The following is a 17,437-nucleotide window of genomic DNA, read 5'->3' as shown; positions in this document are numbered from 1 at the left end:
TGGAACTCGACATTCCCGGGCCTGGGAGGGCCTAGTTCCACCTGGGCCAGCGGAGTTTGGGCTGACCCCTTTGTCGAGGTGGAACTCGACATTCCCGGGCTGGGAGGGCCTAGTTCCATCTCGGCCAGCGGCCAGCGAAGCTGGGCAATCCTTGAAACTGCGACTTAGCTCTCAGCCCATCAATACAGCGCTTGCTAACATGCACTCATGTAATAAAACGTGAACATGGATGTTCAGCATGACAGCAAACGACCACAGGGGCTGGTACAGGGCTCGTAAAGTGCCGCACTTCGATGCGCCGCACACTCTCCAGTTCATCACTTTTCGTTTGGCTGATGCCCTTCCGCAGCCTGTTTTGCGTGATTTGAGCAGACAGATCCAGAAGTTACCCTCGGAACAACAGTCCAGAAAACAGCGTGAAGCCATTGAGCGCTGGCTCGACCAGGGGCTCGGTTGCTGTGCTTTGCGGGAGCCGGCACTGGCTGAAATCATGTGCCAGACCCTGCGCTTTTACCATGGCCGCCGGTATCAGCTGATTGCCTGGTGCGTCATGCCCAATCACGTGCATGCCTTGATAGAGCCGACTTTTTCTTTGCCACGGATTGTGCAGGGTTGGAAATCATACAGCGCACGATGGGCGGTATTGAATGGCGAGGCCCTGGCGTTACCTTTGCCTATGGGGCGCTTCTGGATGCGCGGGTATTGGGACAGATATATTCGTGATCAGCGCCATCTGGACGCTGCCATATATTACGTCCATCAGAATCCTGTCAAAGCAGGGCTATGCGCCACGGCTGAAGACTGGAGGTGGTCAAGTGCCTGGGGAGGGGGGTAATTTCTCTGGGATGGCCCAGTTCTACCTGGGCCGGCGGAGTTTTGGTTGGCTCTTTTGTCGAGGTGGAACTCGACACTCCCGGGCTGGGAGGGCCCAGTTCCACCTGGGCCGTGATCGCCTTAAAGCAACATCGACCGAATATCCCCCAGCAGTTCACCCAGTCGTTTGGTAAATTGCGCTGCGGCGGCACCGTTGATCGCGCGGTGATCGTAGGACAGCGATAGCGGCAGCATCAGCTTCGGCTGAAACGCCTCTCCATCCCAGACAGGTTGCATGGTGGCTTTGGATATTCCGAGAATAGCCACCTCCGGTGCATTGACGATGGGTGTGAAATAGGTGCCGCCGATATGTCCCAGGCTGGAGATGGTGAAGCAGGCACCCTGCATTGCATCAGCACTGATCTTCTTGGTGCGCGCCTTCTCCGCCAACTCAGCCGCTTCCCCTGCCAGTTGCAGCAGGCTCTTTTTATCCACATCGCGTATTACCGGCACCATCAGGCCGTCGGGTGTATCGACTGCAAAGCCGATATGCACGTATTTCTTGTAGATCAGTTGCTTGCCATTGGGCGCCAGGGACGCGTTGAAGTTCTCCATCTCGCGCAGCAGATGCGCACAGGCCTTGAGCAGGAAGGGCAGGACGGTCAGTTTCACGCCAGCCTTTTCCGCTACCGTTTTCTGCGCCTTGCGGAAGCTCTCCAGTTCGCTGATGTCAGCCAGGTCGAACTGGGTCACATGCGGCACGTTCAGCCAGCTGCGGTGAATGTTGGTCGCTCCGGCCTGTTGCAGGCGGGTCATGTCCTTCGTTTCTGTCTCGCCAAAGCGGCTGAAATCTATCTGGGGTACAGGTGGTATGCCTGCTCCGCCCCCGGCCGCTGATTGTTTTTCCTGCTTGGCCAGGCCCTTCACATATTTTTGAACGTCCTCCTTGAGGATGCGATCACGGGGTCCGCTGGGTTTTACCTTGGCCAGTTCAATGCCGAACTCGCGGGCCAGCAGGCGCACTGCCGGGCCGGCATGTACCTTGGCGCCATCACGGCTTGGGCCGCCGACCGGAGGCGGAGTGTCTTCCTCTGGCTGGTCCGGCTCAGAGGTGGTTTTCTTTTCTCCTGCCTTGGGAGCCGATGCCTGCGCGTCGGATTTTGCGGGCTTGGATTCAGACTTGGCCCCACCGCCCTCGGTGCGCATATGCAGGATCAGGTCACCCGTGCCCGCCTGATCACCTTTCTTGATCTCAACGGATTCCACTGTGCCAGCAAAGGGCGCCGGGATCTCCATGCTTGCCTTGTCGGACTCGAGCACGATCAGCGACTGGTCAGCCTCGACCTTGTCGCCCTTGGCGACCAGTATCTCGATCACTTCGGCTTTGCTGTCCGAGCCCAGATCCGGAATCTTGACCTCTTTTACTTCGCCGCTGTCACCACTATCGCCAACGTCGCCTGATTCCGACTTGGCCTCCGACGCTGCGGGCTTTGCAGGCTCATCGTCCTGCGACTTGTCGTCTTTGGGCTTGCTGTCGGACTCTTCGGATTCAGCTTCCTTCTCGGGCTCGCTCTCGCCGCCGTCCGCCACTTCCAGTTCGATCAGGTCGTCACCTTCTTTTAGGCTGTCGCCCATGCTGACCTTGACCGATTTGATCGTGCCTGCCTTGGGGCAGGGGATTTCCATGCTGGCCTTGTCCGATTCGAGAACGACCAGGCTCTGCTCGGCCTCGACCTTGTCGCCGGCCTTGACCAGTATTTCAATGACTTCGCCTTCACCGTCGCCGATGCCGGGTACCTTGATTACTTCACTCATTGCCTGTCTCCTCAGCAGTCCAGCGGGTTGGTCTTGCCGGGATCGATACCGAAGGTTTTCAGCGCATCGCTGAGCACCTTGGGTTCCAGGTCACCGGATTCCACCAGCGCGACCAGCGCGCTGTAGGCCACCCAGTTACGGTCTACCTCGAAGAAATGCCGTAGCTTGCGACGGCTGTCGCTTCGTCCAAAGCCATCTGTGCCCAACACCTTGTAGGTACCCGGGACCCACTGGCGGATCTGATCAGCGAAGAGTTTCATGTAGTCGGTAGAGGCAATCACCGGCCCCTTGCGCTTGGCCAGATTGCGCTCGACAAAACTGACCTTGGCGGTCTTGGTCGGGTGCAGCCGGTTCCAGCGTTCCACATCCAGGCCGTCGCGGCGCAACTCGTTGAAGCTGGTGACGCTCCAGATATCCGCCGTCACCTTGAACTGCTCCCGGAGAATATTTGCGGCTTCGATCACCTCACGCAGGATGGTACCGCTGCCCATCAGTTGCACATGCAGCTTGGCCGGTTTCTTCTCCTCCTGCAGCAGGTACATGCCGCGCATGATGCCTTCCTCGACATCCTTGCTCTTGGGCATCGGCGGTTGTTCGTAGGCCTCGTTCATCACGGTCAGATAGAAGTAGACGTTTTCCTGTTCCTCCATCATCCGCCGTGCACCCTCACGGATGATCACCGCGAGCTCGTAACCATAGGTGGGATCGTAGCTGCGGCAATTGGGGATGGTCGATGCCAGAATGTGGCTGTGGCCGTCCTCGTGTTGCAGGCCTTCGCCGTTGAGCGTGGTGCGCCCGGCGGTGCCGCCAATCAGGAAGCCCTTGGCGCGGCTGTCTCCGGCGGCCCAGGCCAGATCGCCAATACGCTGGAATCCGAACATCGAATAAAAGATATAAAACGGCAGCATCGGCTGGTTATAGGTGCTGTACGCAGTGGCCGCAGCAATCCAGCTGGACATCGCGCCGGCCTCGTTGATGCCCTCCTCGAGGATCTGCCCCTTCTTGTCCTCTCGGTAGAACATCACCTGATTCTTGTCCACAGGCTCGTAGAGCTGACCGACCGAAGAGTAGATACCCAATTGGCGGAACATGCCTTCCATACCAAAGGTGCGCGCCTCATCTGGCACGATTGGCACAATACGCGAACCCAGTTCCTTGTCCTTGACCAACTGCGAGAGGATGCGCACGAAGGCCATGGTCGTGGAAATCTCCCGATCGCCGCTGCCATCCAGAATCGCTTTCAACGTGTCCAGTGGCGGTACCGGTACCTTGAAGCTTTCAACGCGGCGCTTGGGCATATAGCCGCCAAGTTTTTCGCGGCGCGAGTGCAGGTATTTGTATTCGGCGCTGCCTTCCTCGGGCTTGTAGAAGGGCAGCTTTTCCAGGTCCTTGTCGTTGACCGGAATATCAAAGCGGTCGCGGAACAACTTCAGGCTGTCGATATCGACCTTCTTGGTGTTGTGGGCGGTATTCTGCCCCTGACCAGCACCGGTGCCATAGCCTTTGATGGTCTTGGCCAGGATCACTGTCGGCTGACCTGTGTGGTTGACCGCGTCATGGTAGGCGGCATACACCTTGTAAGGATCGTGGCCACCGCGGTTAAGCTTCCAGATTTCCTCGTCGGACAGGTCCTTGACCATCTCCTTTAGCTCGGGCCGGGTACCGAAGAAATGCTCGCGAACGTAAGCACCGTCGTTTGCCTTGTAGTTCTGGTAGTCGCCGTCCACCGCCTCTTCCATGCGTTGCTGCAACAGGCCATCGTGGTCGCGGGCGAGCAGGGGATCCCACATGCGGCCCCAGATGACCTTGATCACGTTCCAGTCGGCGCCGCGGAAGCTGCCCTCCAGCTCCTGGATAATCTTGCCGTTGCCACGTACCGGTCCATCCAGGCGCTGCAGATTGCAGTTGATGACGAAAATCAGGTTGTCGAGCTTTTCACGGCCGGCCAGGGAGATGGCGCCCAGCGACTCGGGCTCGTCTGTTTCGCCGTCGCCGACAAAACACCAGACCTTCTGTTTGCCGGGCTCGATAAAGCCCCGGTGCTCCAGGTATTTCATGAAGCGCGCCTGGTAGATGGCCTGGATCGGGCCCAGGCCCATGGATACGGTCGGGAACTGCCAGAAATCGGGCATCAGCCAAGGGTGAGGATAAGAGGAGAGGCCCTTGCCATCGGTTTCCTGGCGAAAGTTGTTGAGCTGCTCTTCGCTAATGCGGCCTTCGAGGTAGGCCCGGGCATAAATGCCGGGGGAGGCGTGACCCTGAAAGAACACCAGGTCGCCACCATGTTCCTCGGTGGGGGCCTTGAAAAAGTAATTGAAACCGATGTCATACAGGGTGGCACTGGAAGCAAAGGTGGAAATATGACCGCCCAGATCGGGATCCTGCTGGTTTGTGCGCATGACCATGGCCAACGCGTTCCAGCGGACCATCGACCGAATTCGCCGCTCCATGAACAGGTCACCGGGCATCGGCGATTCGTGGGTCAGCGGGATGGTATTGCGGTAGGGGGTGGTGATTGCATAGGGCAGCGGTGTGCCACTGCGGCTGGCCAGTTCCCCCAGGCGGGTTATCAGGTAATGCGCCCGATCCTCGCCTTCGTTGTCCAGCACGGATTCCAGAGAGTCGAGCCATTCCTGGGTTTCAAGGGGATCGATATCGTCTTGCTTCATTATTTGCTCCAGACCTTGTGGGCCTAATCAGTCTTGGCGGGCAAGGCGCCCGGTTTGACTGACGAGTATTGGATTCGGTGGCTGTAGTATAACTACATGAATTATTAAGATTCCACTGATTTGCTGCGACTTTGGTAGTAAAACTACAAAATGACCAGCCGGTCCCGGTTGCGGGCTCTTTTCCATCCGATGCTGGCGTGGCAAGCTGCAGCATTGTCGTTTCTACAGGATAGACCATGGTTTTTTCTCCGCCGTCCCCCCTCCCGTTTTCGTTGCAGCCGCTGGTTGATCATCATTTGGCCCAATGGCGCGCAGCAGTTGCCCAGGATGAGCTGAAGGACCCACAGGCGCAGAGCGAAGAGTTCATAGCCGAGCTGCGGCATGTGCTGGCGGGCAGTGATTTTGTGGCCGAGCAATTGCGACGCGATCCGGCCATGGCCGGGAGGCTGATGCGCGGTGATCTGTTATGGCGCCGGCTGGCAAGTGGGGAGATGGAGTCCATGTTGGCTGAGGCCCTCGCCGAGGTGGATACCGAGGACCTGTTGGCGCAGTCTCTTCGGCGCTTTCGACAGGAGCAGCAGGTGCGGATCATCTGGCGTGATCTGACCCGCCGAGCCGATACCGCCGAAACCGTTCGGGATCTGTCCGAGATGGCCGATCACTGTATTGAAGCTGCCTATCGATGGTTATACGCAGACAGTTGCACCAGTCAGGGCACCCCGATGAGTGACGCGGGTGATCCTCAGCATATGGTGGTGCTGGGGATGGGCAAGCTGGGCGCGCGCGAGCTCAACCTGTCGTCAGATATCGATCTGATCTTTGCCTATCCGGAAGCCGGCGAGACGCGGGGAGGGCGACGCAGCCTGTCTAACCAGGAGTTCTTCATCCGCGTCGGGCAGCGGTTGATCAAGGCGCTGGACAACATAACCGTTGACGGTTTTGTGTTTCGTGTAGATATGCGTCTGCGACCTTATGGCGACAGTGGCGCGTTGGTGTTCAGCTTTGATGCCCTGGAGCAGTACTACCAGAGTCAGGGCCGTGACTGGGAGCGCTACGCCATGATCAAGGCACGGGTTGTGGCGGGTGACCAGGCGGCCGGTGCCGAGCTGCAATCCATGCTCAAGCCATTCGTGTACCGGCGCTATCTGGATTTTGCCGCTATTGAAGCGCTGCGTAGCCTCAAGCTCATGATCCAGCGTGAGGTCCAGCGCAAGGGCCTGCAAGACAACGTGAAGCTCGGCTCTGGTGGAATCCGCGAGATCGAGTTTATCGGCCAGGCTTTTCAACTGATCCATGGCGGGCGCGAAAGGGCGTTACAGCAGCGTCCGATTCTGACCGTACTCGATGTACTGGCTGCCAATGGATATTTGCCGTCCGCGGTAGTGGATGAGCTCAAGTCGGCGTATCTGTTTCTGCGCGATGCCGAGCATGCACTGCAGGCCATTGATGACCGGCAGACACAGATGTTGCCGACTGATCCGCAGGGGCGGGCGCGGGTTGCCTATATGTTGGGATTTGATGGCTGGGACAGCTTTCGCGAGACATTGGAAACGCACCGTGGCCGTGTGGCGAAGCATTTTGCCGGCGTGATTGCTGATCCTGATGAGGATCAGGATGAAGAGCCTGGCTGGCATGCCGAATGGATTCCGGTGTGGGAAAGTGGCGACCCTGAACAGGCCATCGAGCAGTTGCGTTCAGGTGGGTTCAAGGACCCCGAAGAGGCATGGCGCAAGATCGGTGGCCTGCTGAATTCCGGTCGGGTCAAGTCCATGCAGAGGCTTGGCCGCGAGCGGCTGGATGTATTTGTGCCGCGGCTTCTGGGCATGGCCAGCGAACAGGATGATCCGGATCTGGCGCTGGATCGCGTGATGCCTCTGGTCGAGGCCGTGGCCAGACGGTCAGCCTATCTGCTGTTGCTGACGGAGAATCCTGGCGCCCTGCGGGAATTGCTGGTGCTGTGTTCGGCCAGCCCGTGGATCGCCGAACAGATCACCCGCTATCCAGTGGTGCTGGATGAGCTGCTGAATGCCGGGCGCTTGTATCGACCACCGGAAACCGAAGAGCTGGTTGATGAGCTGCGTCAGCAGCTGATGCGGATTCCCGAGGATGATCTTGAGCAGCAGATGGAGGTGCTTCGCTACTTCAGACGTGCCCATGTGCTGCGTGTTGCAGCTTCCGAGATTGCGGGTAGCCTGCCGTTGATGAAAGTCAGTGACTACCTCACCTGGATCGCCGAGGCGATCTTGCAGCAGGTGTTGCAGCTGGCCTGGCGGGAGATGACCCTGCGCCATGGTAAGCCCAAGCGCGAGGATGGCTCCGATTGTGAAATGGACTTTGTGATTCTGGGATACGGCAAGGTTGGCGGCATCGAGCTGGGTCATGGTTCTGACCTGGATCTGGTGTTTATTCACGATGGGGATGGCCAGGCTGAAACCGATGGTCCCAGACCGATCGATGGCAGCCGGTTCTATACTCGTTTGGGTCAGCGGATTATCCATATGCTCAATGCCCAGACCACCTCCGGGGCGCTCTATGATGTGGATATGCGTCTGCGACCCTCGGGAGACTCCGGGCTGCTGGTCAGCTCGCTGAAATCCTATGCGCGCTACCAGCGCGAGGAAGCCTGGACCTGGGAGCACCAGGCGCTGGTCAGAGCCCGTGTTCTGGCCGGTTGCAAGCGCCTGAGTCATCGCTTTCATGTGCTGCGCGCCGAGGTGCTCGGCAGGCCCCGCGACGAAGCCGCTCTGCGGGCCGAGGTCACCGGCATGCGCCAGAAAATGCGTGATAACCTGGCTACCAAGGCAACCAGTGCAGGATTCGCGCCCTCAGCGTTTACCGAACAGGCACTGTTTGATCTCAAGCAGGATGCCGGAGGTATCGTCGACATCGAATTTATGGTGCAATATGCCGTCCTGGCCTGGTCGTGCCAGCACCCCGAATTGCTGCGGTACACCGACAACATCCGAATACTTGATGGGCTGCGGGACGCCGGATTGGTATCCGGTGAAGACGTACAACGTCTGCAGGAGGCTTACAAGGCCTACCGGGCAGCGGCCCATCGCCTGGCATTGCAAAAGCAGCCAGGCAAAGTAAGCGGCGACCAGTTTCATGATTTTCGTCGCGCCGTCATGGCCCTCTGGCAACAGTGGCTGCCTGATTAGGTCCGGCGGGCTGAGCTGTGCTCTCCGCCAGAGGCAGGTCGGCCGACACATACGAATTTGGATCCACCAGTTTAGTACAACCCAATATTATGGAGTGGGCTGCAATGTCGATGGCCGATCGTGATGGCTTTATCTGGTTTGACGGTAAAATGGTCCCCTGGCGCGAAGCCAATATTCATGTGCTGACGCACTCGCTGCACTACGGTATGGCGGTTTTCGAAGGTGTGCGCGCGTACAAGACGCCGGACGGCACCGCGATTTTCCGTCTGGAGGCACATACCGACAGGCTGTTTGATTCCGCCCACATCATGGGCATGAAGATTCCCTTCACCAAAGAAGAAATCAACGAAGCGGTGCGTGCCGCTGTGCGTGACAACAACCTGGAAACTGCCTATATCCGTCCTCTGGCATTTTACGGCTCCGAGGGCATGGGCATTCGCGCCGATAACCTCAAGGTGCACGTGAGTGTTGCTGCCTGGCACTGGGGTGCCTACATGGGTGATGAGGCACTGGAGCGCGGCATCAAGATTCGCACCAGCTCCTTTACCCGCCACCATGTGAACATCACCATGACCCGGGCCAAGGCCAGTGGTGCCTACATGAACTCCATGCTGGCCCTGCAGGAAGCGGTATCTGCTGGGGCGGACGAAGCGCTGCTGCTCGACCCGGAAGGCTATGTGGCCGAAGGCTCCGGCGAGAATATTTTCATTATCAAGGCTGGCGTGATCTACACCCCGGAAGTGACAGCCTGTCTGAACGGCATTACCCGCAGCACGGTACTGACGCTGGCGCGCGAGCTGAACATTCCGATTGTCGAAAAGCGCATTACCCGTGACGAGGTATATATCGCTGACGAGGCTTTCTTTACCGGCACCGCCGCTGAAGTAACCCCGATTCGCGAGCTCGATTGTCGGCAGATTGGTGCTGGGCATCGTGGGCCGATCACCGAGAAGTTGCAAAAGGCCTATTTCGACCTGGTCAGCGGTCAGACCGCAGCGCACCCTGAGTGGCGCACGCTTGTCAGCTGAGAGCTGCAAGCTGCAAGCTGCAAGCTGCAAACTGTCGGGAATCGGACGCTTGCCGCCGTTTCGGGCTTTCTTGCAGCTTGAGGCTTGCTGCTTATGAGAATTCTGATCGTGGGGCCAAGCTGGGTTGGCGACATGGTGATGGCGCAGACGCTATTCGCCTGCCTCCAGTCGCAGCATGGCGCGGATTGCCAGATCGACGTGCTGGCTCCCGAGTGGAGTCGGCCGATCCTCGAACGTATGCCGCAGGTACGTCAGGCGCTCAGCTTTCCGTTGGGTCATGGCGTGCTTGAACTGGGTACTCGCCGACGCATTGGCAAGGAGCTGGCGGGACGGTACGACCAGGCGATCGTGCTGCCCAATTCCTTCAAGTCCGCGTTGGTGCCATTCTTTGCCGGTATTCCCAAGCGCACAGGTTGGCGCGGCGAGATGCGCTACGGTCTGCTCAACGATGCCCGGGTACTGAACAAGGCGCGCTATCCGCTGATGATCGAGCGGTTCATGGCACTGGCATTTGAGCCTGGTGCTCACTTGCCTGAGCCATACCCCAAACCTGCATTGCAGATTGAACAGGTGAGCCTTGATGCTGCGCTGAGCCGTTTCGGATTGACTCTGGATCGGCCGGTGCTGGCGCTGTGCCCCGGCGCAGAATTTGGCGAGTCCAAACGTTGGCCTTCGGAGCACTACGCGGCTGTGGCCGATGAAAAGATACGCCAGGGTTGGCAAGTCTGGATATTCGGCTCCAAGAAGGACCATCCGGTTGGCGAGGATATCCGCCAGCGATTGATACCCGGCCTGCGCGAAGAGTCCGTCAACCTTTCAGGCGACACCAGTCTTGCCGAGGCAATTGACCTTCTGTCCTGCGCCAGCGCTGTCGTCAGCAATGACTCGGGGCTGATGCACGTGGCGGCAGCGCTCGACCGGCCGTTGGTGGCCGTTTACGGCTCCACGTCGCCCGGGTTCACGCCGCCGCTGGCCAGTAGCGTGGAGACGCTCCAGCTTGGTCTGGAATGCAGTCCGTGCTTTGAGCGCACCTGCCGTTTTGGTCATTACAACTGTCTGCGCGACTTGCGTCCCGAGCTGGTTACAACCGCTCTGGGTCGGCTGGTCAGCGAGCCTCTTGCCGATCCGCGGGACAGCTGACCATGCGCGTGCTGCTGATCAAGACCTCCTCGATGGGGGATGTGATTCATACGTTGCCAGCCTTGACCGATGCGCGGCGCTCGATACCTGATATCGAGTTCGACTGGGTAGTGGAAGAGGCCTTTGCCGAAATTCCCGCCTGGCATCCAGCCGTTGCTCAGGTCATTCCTGTAGCGATACGCCGCTGGCGCAAGAGTCCATTTAAGACCATGCGCAGCGGCGAATGGAAAAACGTTCGGCAGCGTCTCAAAAGTACTCCCTACGACCTGATCATTGACGCCCAGGGCTTGCTCAAGAGTGCATTTCTGACCCGCTATGCTCAGGGTCCTGTTGTGGGGCTGGATCGCACCTCCGCGCGCGAGCCTTTGGCGAGTCGCTTCTATGATCGCGGTTTGGATGTGCCTTGGGGCCAGCATGCGGTTGAGCGAGTGCGTCAGTTGTTCGCTGCTGCGCTGGGCTATCAATTGCCTGATGGCCTGGGTGATTATGGTCTGGATTGCGAATATTTCAGCGGTGGCCCGGCGACACGACCGTATGTGCTGTTTCTGCACGGTACTACATGGGCCTCCAAACATTGGCCGGAGTTGTACTGGCGGCGATTGGCCGAGTTGACCATAGAACAGGGAATCGAGGTGCGTCTGCCATGGGGCAACCCAGCTGAAAAGGCGAGAGCTGAGCGCATTGCCGCTGATCTGGACGGGGTTCAGGTCTTGCCACCAATGCAGCTGGCAGGCATTGCCCGGATCATTGCGGGAGCTCGCGCCTGCGTTGCGGTTGATACGGGGCTTGGCCATTTGGCTGCCGCGCTCGACGTACCCGGGATCTCCCTGTTCGGGCCAACCAATGCCGGGTTTACCGGTGCCTACGGCAGCTCCCAGATCCATCTGGCCAGTGACTTCCCCTGCGCCCCGTGCATGCAGAAACGCTGTGTTTACACGCCCACGCCCGCAGATGCTCGCGAGTTCGACCTGCACCGCGAGCAACCCTTATGCTTTACCCGCCTGCACCCGGAAAGAGTCATGACTCAACTGGAAGGGCTGCTGACGGACGAGAGAGTGCTCTGATGCAACTGGCTTTTGTGCTGTACAAGTATTTCCCCTTTGGCGGACTGCAGCGCGACTTCATGCGTATAGCGCGCGTGTGTCAGGAGCGCGGACATGCTATCCGCGTTTACACGCTGATCTGGGAAGGCGATGTGCCTGAGGGTTTCGAAGTACTGGTCGCCCCGGTCAAAGCACTGTCCAATCATCGCCGCAACGAGAAATTCACTGCCTGGGTGCAGGCGGATCTTGCCAAGCGGCCGGTGGAGAGGGTTGTGGGCTTCAACAAGATGCCGGGACTGGATGTGTACTATGCCGCCGACCCCTGTTTCGAGGACAAGGCGCAGACACTGCGCAATCCGCTGTACCGCCTCTGGGGTCGGTACCGGCATTTCGCCGAGTATGAGAAAGCGGTTTTTGCACCGGAGCGAGGTACCGAGATCCTGATGATCTCCGAAGTGCAGAAGCCCCTGTTCATGAAGCATTACCGCACACCGGAGGATCGCTTTCATCTCCTGCCGCCGGGTATTGCGCCGGACCGCAGAATGCCGCCCGATGCCGCCGCGCAACGCGCCGCACTGCGTGCGGAGTTCGGGCTGGCGGATGACGATCTGCTGTTACTGCAGGTGGGCTCCGGCTTCAAGACCAAGGGCCTGGACCGCTCGATTGCCGCGCTGGCCAGCTTGCCAGGCAATATGCGCAAGCGTACGCGACTGATCGTCATCGGACAGGACGACGCCAAGCCCTTTCAGATGCAGGCGCGCGCCGCCGGCATTAGTGATCAGGTCGACTTTCTGGCAGGCAGGGACGATGTTCCACGGTTTCTGTTGGGCGCCGATGTGCTGGTGCATCCCGCGTATAACGAGAATACCGGAACGGTGCTGCTCGAAGCGCTGGTCGCGGGTCTGCCTGTGCTGGTGACTGATGTATGTGGCTACGCACACTATATTGAAGAAGCCGATTGTGGCCGCGTGATACCCACGCCTTTCCAGCAGCGCCAATTCAACCACACGTTGCTGCAGGTGCTTGAGGACCGAGAGGTGCGTCTGCGCTGGCACGAGAATGCACTGGCGTTTGCCGACCGGGCCGATCTCTACAGTCTGCCGGAGCGTGCAGCTGACGTGATTCTGGGAGAGACTGTTTGACCCTGCATCTATCCGAACCTTTCGCCACATTGTGGGCCGGCCAGGACGCCTTCCGGCAGGTCGAGGCGCTGCAGGGTGAAGTCTTCCGTGAGCTGGAAGCGCGTCGTACGTTGCGCACGGAAGTCGCAGGGCAGGGCTATTTCGTCAAGATTCATCGTGGCGTGGGCTGGGGCGAGATTCTGAAGAACTGGCTCACGCTGAAGCGTCCGGTACTGGGCGCGGACCAGGAGTGGGAGGCGATCCATGCGCTCACGGCCGCACATGTGCCCACCATGACTGCAGTGGCCTTTGGCGAGCGCGGAGCCAATCCGGCGAATCGGCACTCCTTCATCATTACCGAGGAACTGGCTCCCACGATCAGCCTCGAGGACTTCAGTCTCGACTGGACCACCACGCCGCCGCCGCCTGCGCTCAAACGGGCCTTGATCAAGGAAGTCGCGAGCATGACCCGGCGGATGCATCAGGCTGGCGTGAACCACCGTGATTGCTATATCTGCCACTTTTTGCTGCATACCGACCAGCCGCCGACGCCTGAGCATTTCCGGCTTTCCCTGATTGATCTGCACCGCGCGCAGATCCGCCCCAGCGTACCGCGTCGCTGGAGGGACAAGGATCTGGCCGGTTTGTATTTTTCGGCATTGAATATCGGGCTCACCCGTCGCGACAAGCTGCGATTTTTGCGGGAATACTTCGCCCGGCCCCTACGCCAGGTACTGGTCGATGAGGCCGCTTTGTTGGCGATGCTCGAGGCCAAGGCCGGACAATTGCAGGCGCGATTCGAGCGCAAGTATGCCAAGGGTTCGAATGCATGACGGGTTGGACGTTGAATCCCGAATATGCCACCGGTGTCAGCGGCGAGGTCTTCGCTGATCTGGATACGGTGTTTGCGCTGGAAGGCGAACAGATCACCAGCGATCCGATCAGTACCGTGCACAAGGTGTGGGTGGCTGATCGCTACTATTACGTCAAACGCTACACCGGCGCCGGCAAGAATCTGCGTCGCTACATTGGCCGGGCGCGAATCCAGGCAGAATGGGAGAATCTGCAGCACTTTCAGGCGTGGGGCATACCCTCGGCCACTATTGTCGGCTTTGGTCTGGAGCGTCGAAACGGCGCCTTTTATCGCGGCGCCCTGGTTACCCAGGATCTTGCCGGCACCGCCGATCTGGCGCATATCGCCAAGGACGGAGATCCCCGTTTCAAGGACCGCGTCTGGGTGAATCATGTATCGCGTCAGATCGCCCACGCGACACGCATGATGCATGTTCAACGGTTTGCTCATAACGATCTGAAATGGCGCAATATCCTGGTCGATGAAAAACCCTTTCCCGATGTATTCATGATCGACTGCCCCAGTGGTTCGTTCTGGTGGGGACCTGTGCTCGAGTACCGGATCATCAAGGACCTCGCTTGTCTGGACAAACTGGGCAAGCAGGTCCTGTCCCGCACCCAGCGCTTGCGGTTTTATCATGATTATTGCGAAAGCCCCCGATTGACGACCAAAGACAAGAAGCGCATCAGAGCGGTTGAGGCTTTTTTCAGGGGGCGCGAATGAAGAGCGAAGTCTTTATTGCGGTGAATGCGCAGGACGTGCTGGCACGGCATGGTCTTGATAGCTTCGAGGCACTGTGGCGCTATGGCGAGAACGACAGTACCACTGCGCCCCCGAGTGGCAAGGGGGTAAAGAAAGTTGTGCGTATCGAGCTGGAGGATGCCAACGGCAACCCGCAAAGCTTCTATCTCAAACGTCAGGATCACCAGCTCGCGAGAAGTCTCAGGTGCCCGCTGGGAGAGCCCACCTTTTCCCGCGAATTTCGTGCAATCCAGCATTTCGCCCATCAGGGTATCCCAGCGCTGGAAGCCGCCTTCTTTGCCCGGCGAAGCGTGGATGGGCATCAACAGGCGATTCTGCTGACACGGGCGCTGGATATCTACAAACCCCTTACCTGGTGGTTCGAGCGCTGGAGCTCACTGGCCTGGCGCGACAGACAGGATCTGATTCTGGCGGCAGCGGCTCTGGTTCGCTCACTGCACAATGCCGAGCGGATGCACAACAATCTGTACCCGAGACATATCTTTCTCAAGCTCGACGATGACGGGGCCGGTGCGCGACTGATCGACCTGGTAGAAACCCGGCACGCATGGTTTGGCCAGCGGGACAAGATCAGAGACCTACGCAGCCTGTTGCGCAAGAGCCAGGTAGTAACGCCGGGTCAGAAGCTGCGGTTTTTGCTCGCCTATACCGGGAAGCAGCGTCTGACGGGGCCCTCAAGGCACTTGCTTGCGCAGGTAATGGCGCGCAGGGCGAGTGAGCTCAAGTAGCGCTGACTCAGGACGAGACAAGCTGTAAGCGATTATTTGCGTTATCCTTGTTACAAATTCATGGTTAGGATGAATATGAGCAAGGATTTTTTTGCGCCGGGCGACTCGGGAAGGTTGCTTGCGCGCCATCGACTGAACAGCTTTGAGGCTTTATGGAATCTCAAGCTGGATGCAGTCGACGCCCCCAATACCACCCGTGGTGGATGGAGCACTGTTTACCGTCTTGATCTGGAGGATGATCAGGGCAGAAGCCACGGTTTTTATCTGAAGCGCCAGGATAACCATCTGACTCGCAGTGTACTGAAGCCGTTTGGCGAGCCTACCTTTGCCCGGGAGTACCGGGCCATCCAGGCTTACGCCCGTTATCAGGTGCCTGCCCTGAAAGCGGTTGCCTTTGCCGAGAGACGCCAGGCAGGCCATAAACGGGCGCTCTTGCTGACCTGTGCGCTGGATGACTTTGATCCCCTGGATCAATGGCTGGAGAAGTGGGATACGCTCGCGTACACGGACAAGAAGACACTGATTCAGGCTATTGCAATGCTGGTCAAACGCCTGCACCAGACGGGCAATGTGCATAATTGTCTGTATGCAAAACACATTTTCGTCAAGCTCAGGCACGGTCAGGCAGAAGCCCGGCTGATCGATCTGGAGAAGACCCGGCGCAGCTGGCTGGGAAAGCACGACCGGGTGTCCGACCTCGCCACCCTCAACAGGCGCACACAAAAGCCGTCCAGAGCACAGAGGTTGAGCTTTCTGCTGTCTTACCTCGACAAGCGCAAGCTGGACGATGAGGCTCGAGGCTGGATCATGAAAATTGACAGGCGAATCAAGAGGAAGGCAGCAGCTTGACCCAAAGTATTATTCAGACCTTGCGTCAAAGTGGTCGGGAACCTCCCGCGCCACTTACCGTGGCGACTCCCTCAGGTGAGCTGACAGTCACTGATTGGCTGCGCGTGTTGCCGCAGCAGAGGCTGGTGGGCGCCGGAGAGCTTGCGGGGCAGGCGGTGTTGGTCAAGCTGTTCATCGCTTCCCGTGCCAGGCAGCACTGGCAGCGGGAGATGGACGGGCTGGGCGCACTTGATACGGCACAAATCCATACGCCCGGCATCGTTGCCCTGGGCGAACTGGAGCATGAAGGATTCTATCTGTGTACCCATTACCTTGAGAGTGCGCAGACGCTACAGCAGCAATGGGACGCGCTTTGTGCTTTGACTGGTAAATCGGTCCTTGCGCCTGGCGACCCTGAGGCCATGGCCCTCATGGGCAGCGCATTGCGCAGCATCGCACTTATGCATCGCGCTGGTCTGATCCAGACCGATCTCCACATGGGCAATTTCCTGTTGCACGAAGGTCAGGTGCACGTCATTGATGGGGATGCTATCAAGGTGCTCTCCCCGGGCCAGCCAATCAGCGCTCGGGAGGCGGAAGACAACCTTGCCATCTTCTTTGCCCAGCTTGATTCGTGCTGGGACACCATGATGGAACTGCTGCTGATTGACTATCTGCAGGTGAACGCCGAACGCTCGCTCAACCCTGACCGGCTGCTCCGGCAGGTAAGAGAGGTCCGCGTCAAACGGCTGAATGCCTGGTTGGCCAAGGCCGTGCGCGACTGCACCCATTTCATGGTGCAAAAAAGCTGGTCACGTTTTACCTCGGTAGTGCGCAGCAAGGCCGAGGCGCTGCAAGCCTTGCTCAATGATCCCGATCAGCCTTTCGCTGCCGCGCCCACCATGAAAGACGGTGGCAGTAGCAGCGTTACTCTGGCAGAGACCCAAGATGGCCCCGTGGTCATCAAGCGTTACAACATCAAGGGACTACGTCACTGGTTGACGCGCTTCTGGCGCCCAAGCCGGGCATGGCATTCCTGGCTTGCCGGCCACAGGCTGCAGTTCCTGGGGATTGCCACGCCCGCTCCTCTGGCGATGATCGAAAGTCGTTTTGGCCCGTTACGCCGTCGTGCCTGGTTAATAACCGAGTATTGTTCGGGTACTGATTTGTTGACTCATTTTGGTAGCGCTGGAGAAAGAGTGCCCGAAAGTGATGAAGCTACTGCGATTCTCATTGTATTCAAGCAGCTAATTGAGTCGAGGGTGACCCACGGCGACTTCAAAGCGACTAATTTGCTATGGGACGGAAAGGTCCTTTGGTTAATTGATCTGGATGCTCTCAGTGCTCACAGTAGTCAGCAGGATTGGCAGCGAGCCTGGACCAAGGATCGGTCTCGCTTGATTCGCAATTGGCCAGAAGATAGCCCGCTGAGAAGATGGCTGGAAGCCCACGTACCTCGATAAGCAAAGGAAGGTG

General features: G+C 58.7%; 13 protein-coding genes. 11 read left to right on the top strand and 2 right to left on the bottom strand.

Going from position 1 to position 17,437, the window contains the following annotated elements:
* The first annotated feature begins 238 nt into the window (after positions 1-238).
* Complete coding sequence (locus tag IEV54_RS09970) at positions 239-835, top strand: REP-associated tyrosine transposase (RefSeq protein WP_223825485.1); 597 nt, start codon at positions 239-241, stop codon at positions 833-835.
* A gap of 119 nt (positions 836-954) precedes the next feature.
* Here IEV54_RS09970 and aceF read toward each other — a convergent pair whose 3' ends face one another.
* Together aceF and aceE are read right to left on the bottom strand one after the other, a co-directional pair.
* The gene (gene aceF / locus IEV54_RS09965; RefSeq protein WP_150278248.1) at positions 955-2,628 is read right to left on the bottom strand and encodes a dihydrolipoyllysine-residue acetyltransferase; all 1,674 of its coding nucleotides are present in this window, start codon (positions 2,626-2,628) and stop codon (positions 955-957) included.
* Between the two features lie 11 nt (positions 2,629-2,639).
* Positions 2,640-5,297 (bottom strand): pyruvate dehydrogenase (acetyl-transferring), homodimeric type, encoded by a 2,658-nt coding sequence (gene aceE / locus IEV54_RS09960; protein ID WP_150278249.1) that lies wholly within the window; start codon positions 5,295-5,297, stop codon positions 2,640-2,642.
* A gap of 236 nt (positions 5,298-5,533) precedes the next feature.
* Here aceE and glnE point away from each other — a divergent pair, with 236 nt between their 5' ends.
* The 10 genes from glnE to IEV54_RS09910 all read left to right on the top strand — a co-directional run bounded on the left by glnE (position 5,534) and on the right by IEV54_RS09910 (position 17,424).
* Positions 5,534-8,458: a bifunctional [glutamate--ammonia ligase]-adenylyl-L-tyrosine phosphorylase/[glutamate--ammonia-ligase] adenylyltransferase gene (gene glnE / locus IEV54_RS09955; protein WP_150278250.1), complete on the top strand. Its 2,925-nt coding sequence runs from the start codon at positions 5,534-5,536 to the stop codon at positions 8,456-8,458.
* Between the two features lie 104 nt (positions 8,459-8,562).
* The gene (locus IEV54_RS09950) at positions 8,563-9,486 is read left to right on the top strand and encodes a branched-chain amino acid transaminase (protein ID WP_188434406.1); all 924 of its coding nucleotides are present in this window, start codon (positions 8,563-8,565) and stop codon (positions 9,484-9,486) included.
* A gap of 93 nt (positions 9,487-9,579) precedes the next feature.
* Positions 9,580-10,626 (top strand): lipopolysaccharide heptosyltransferase II, encoded by a 1,047-nt coding sequence (gene waaF / locus IEV54_RS09945; RefSeq protein WP_150278251.1) that lies wholly within the window; start codon positions 9,580-9,582, stop codon positions 10,624-10,626.
* Positions 10,627-10,628: 2 nt separating this feature from the next.
* A complete protein-coding gene (gene waaC / locus IEV54_RS09940) occupies positions 10,629-11,690 on the top strand; it encodes a lipopolysaccharide heptosyltransferase I (RefSeq protein WP_150278252.1) in 1,062 nt (353 codons plus the stop codon).
* Entirely contained in the window at positions 11,690-12,811 is a 1,122-nt protein-coding gene (locus IEV54_RS09935; RefSeq protein ID WP_150278253.1) for a glycosyltransferase family 4 protein, read from the top strand. The genes waaC and IEV54_RS09935 overlap by 1 nt, the downstream gene beginning before the upstream one ends.
* Complete coding sequence (gene rfaP / locus IEV54_RS09930) at positions 12,808-13,623, top strand: lipopolysaccharide core heptose(I) kinase RfaP (protein WP_150278254.1); 816 nt, start codon at positions 12,808-12,810, stop codon at positions 13,621-13,623. The genes IEV54_RS09935 and rfaP overlap by 4 nt, the downstream gene beginning before the upstream one ends.
* Positions 13,620-14,366 carry a lipopolysaccharide kinase InaA family protein gene (locus IEV54_RS09925; RefSeq protein WP_150278255.1) on the top strand — a complete coding sequence of 249 codons (747 nt, stop codon included), beginning with the start codon at positions 13,620-13,622 and terminating at the stop codon, positions 14,364-14,366. Before rfaP ends, IEV54_RS09925 begins: the two co-directional genes overlap by 4 nt.
* Positions 14,363-15,133, top strand: coding sequence for a lipopolysaccharide kinase InaA family protein (locus IEV54_RS09920; protein WP_150278256.1), 771 nt, complete (start codon positions 14,363-14,365; stop codon positions 15,131-15,133). The genes IEV54_RS09925 and IEV54_RS09920 overlap by 4 nt, the downstream gene beginning before the upstream one ends.
* 75 nt (positions 15,134-15,208) lie before the next feature.
* The gene (locus tag IEV54_RS09915) at positions 15,209-15,982 is read left to right on the top strand and encodes a lipopolysaccharide kinase InaA family protein (protein WP_150278257.1); all 774 of its coding nucleotides are present in this window, start codon (positions 15,209-15,211) and stop codon (positions 15,980-15,982) included.
* A complete protein-coding gene (locus IEV54_RS09910; RefSeq protein WP_150278258.1) occupies positions 15,979-17,424 on the top strand; it encodes a lipopolysaccharide kinase InaA family protein in 1,446 nt (481 codons plus the stop codon). The genes IEV54_RS09915 and IEV54_RS09910 overlap by 4 nt, the downstream gene beginning before the upstream one ends.
* Positions 17,425-17,437 lie beyond the last annotated feature (13 nt).

The sequence above is a fragment of the Halopseudomonas salina genome, from assembly GCF_014637955.1.
GTDB lineage: Bacteria > Pseudomonadota > Gammaproteobacteria > Pseudomonadales > Pseudomonadaceae > Halopseudomonas > Halopseudomonas salina.
This window is presented reverse-complemented; position numbering and strand designations above follow the sequence as displayed.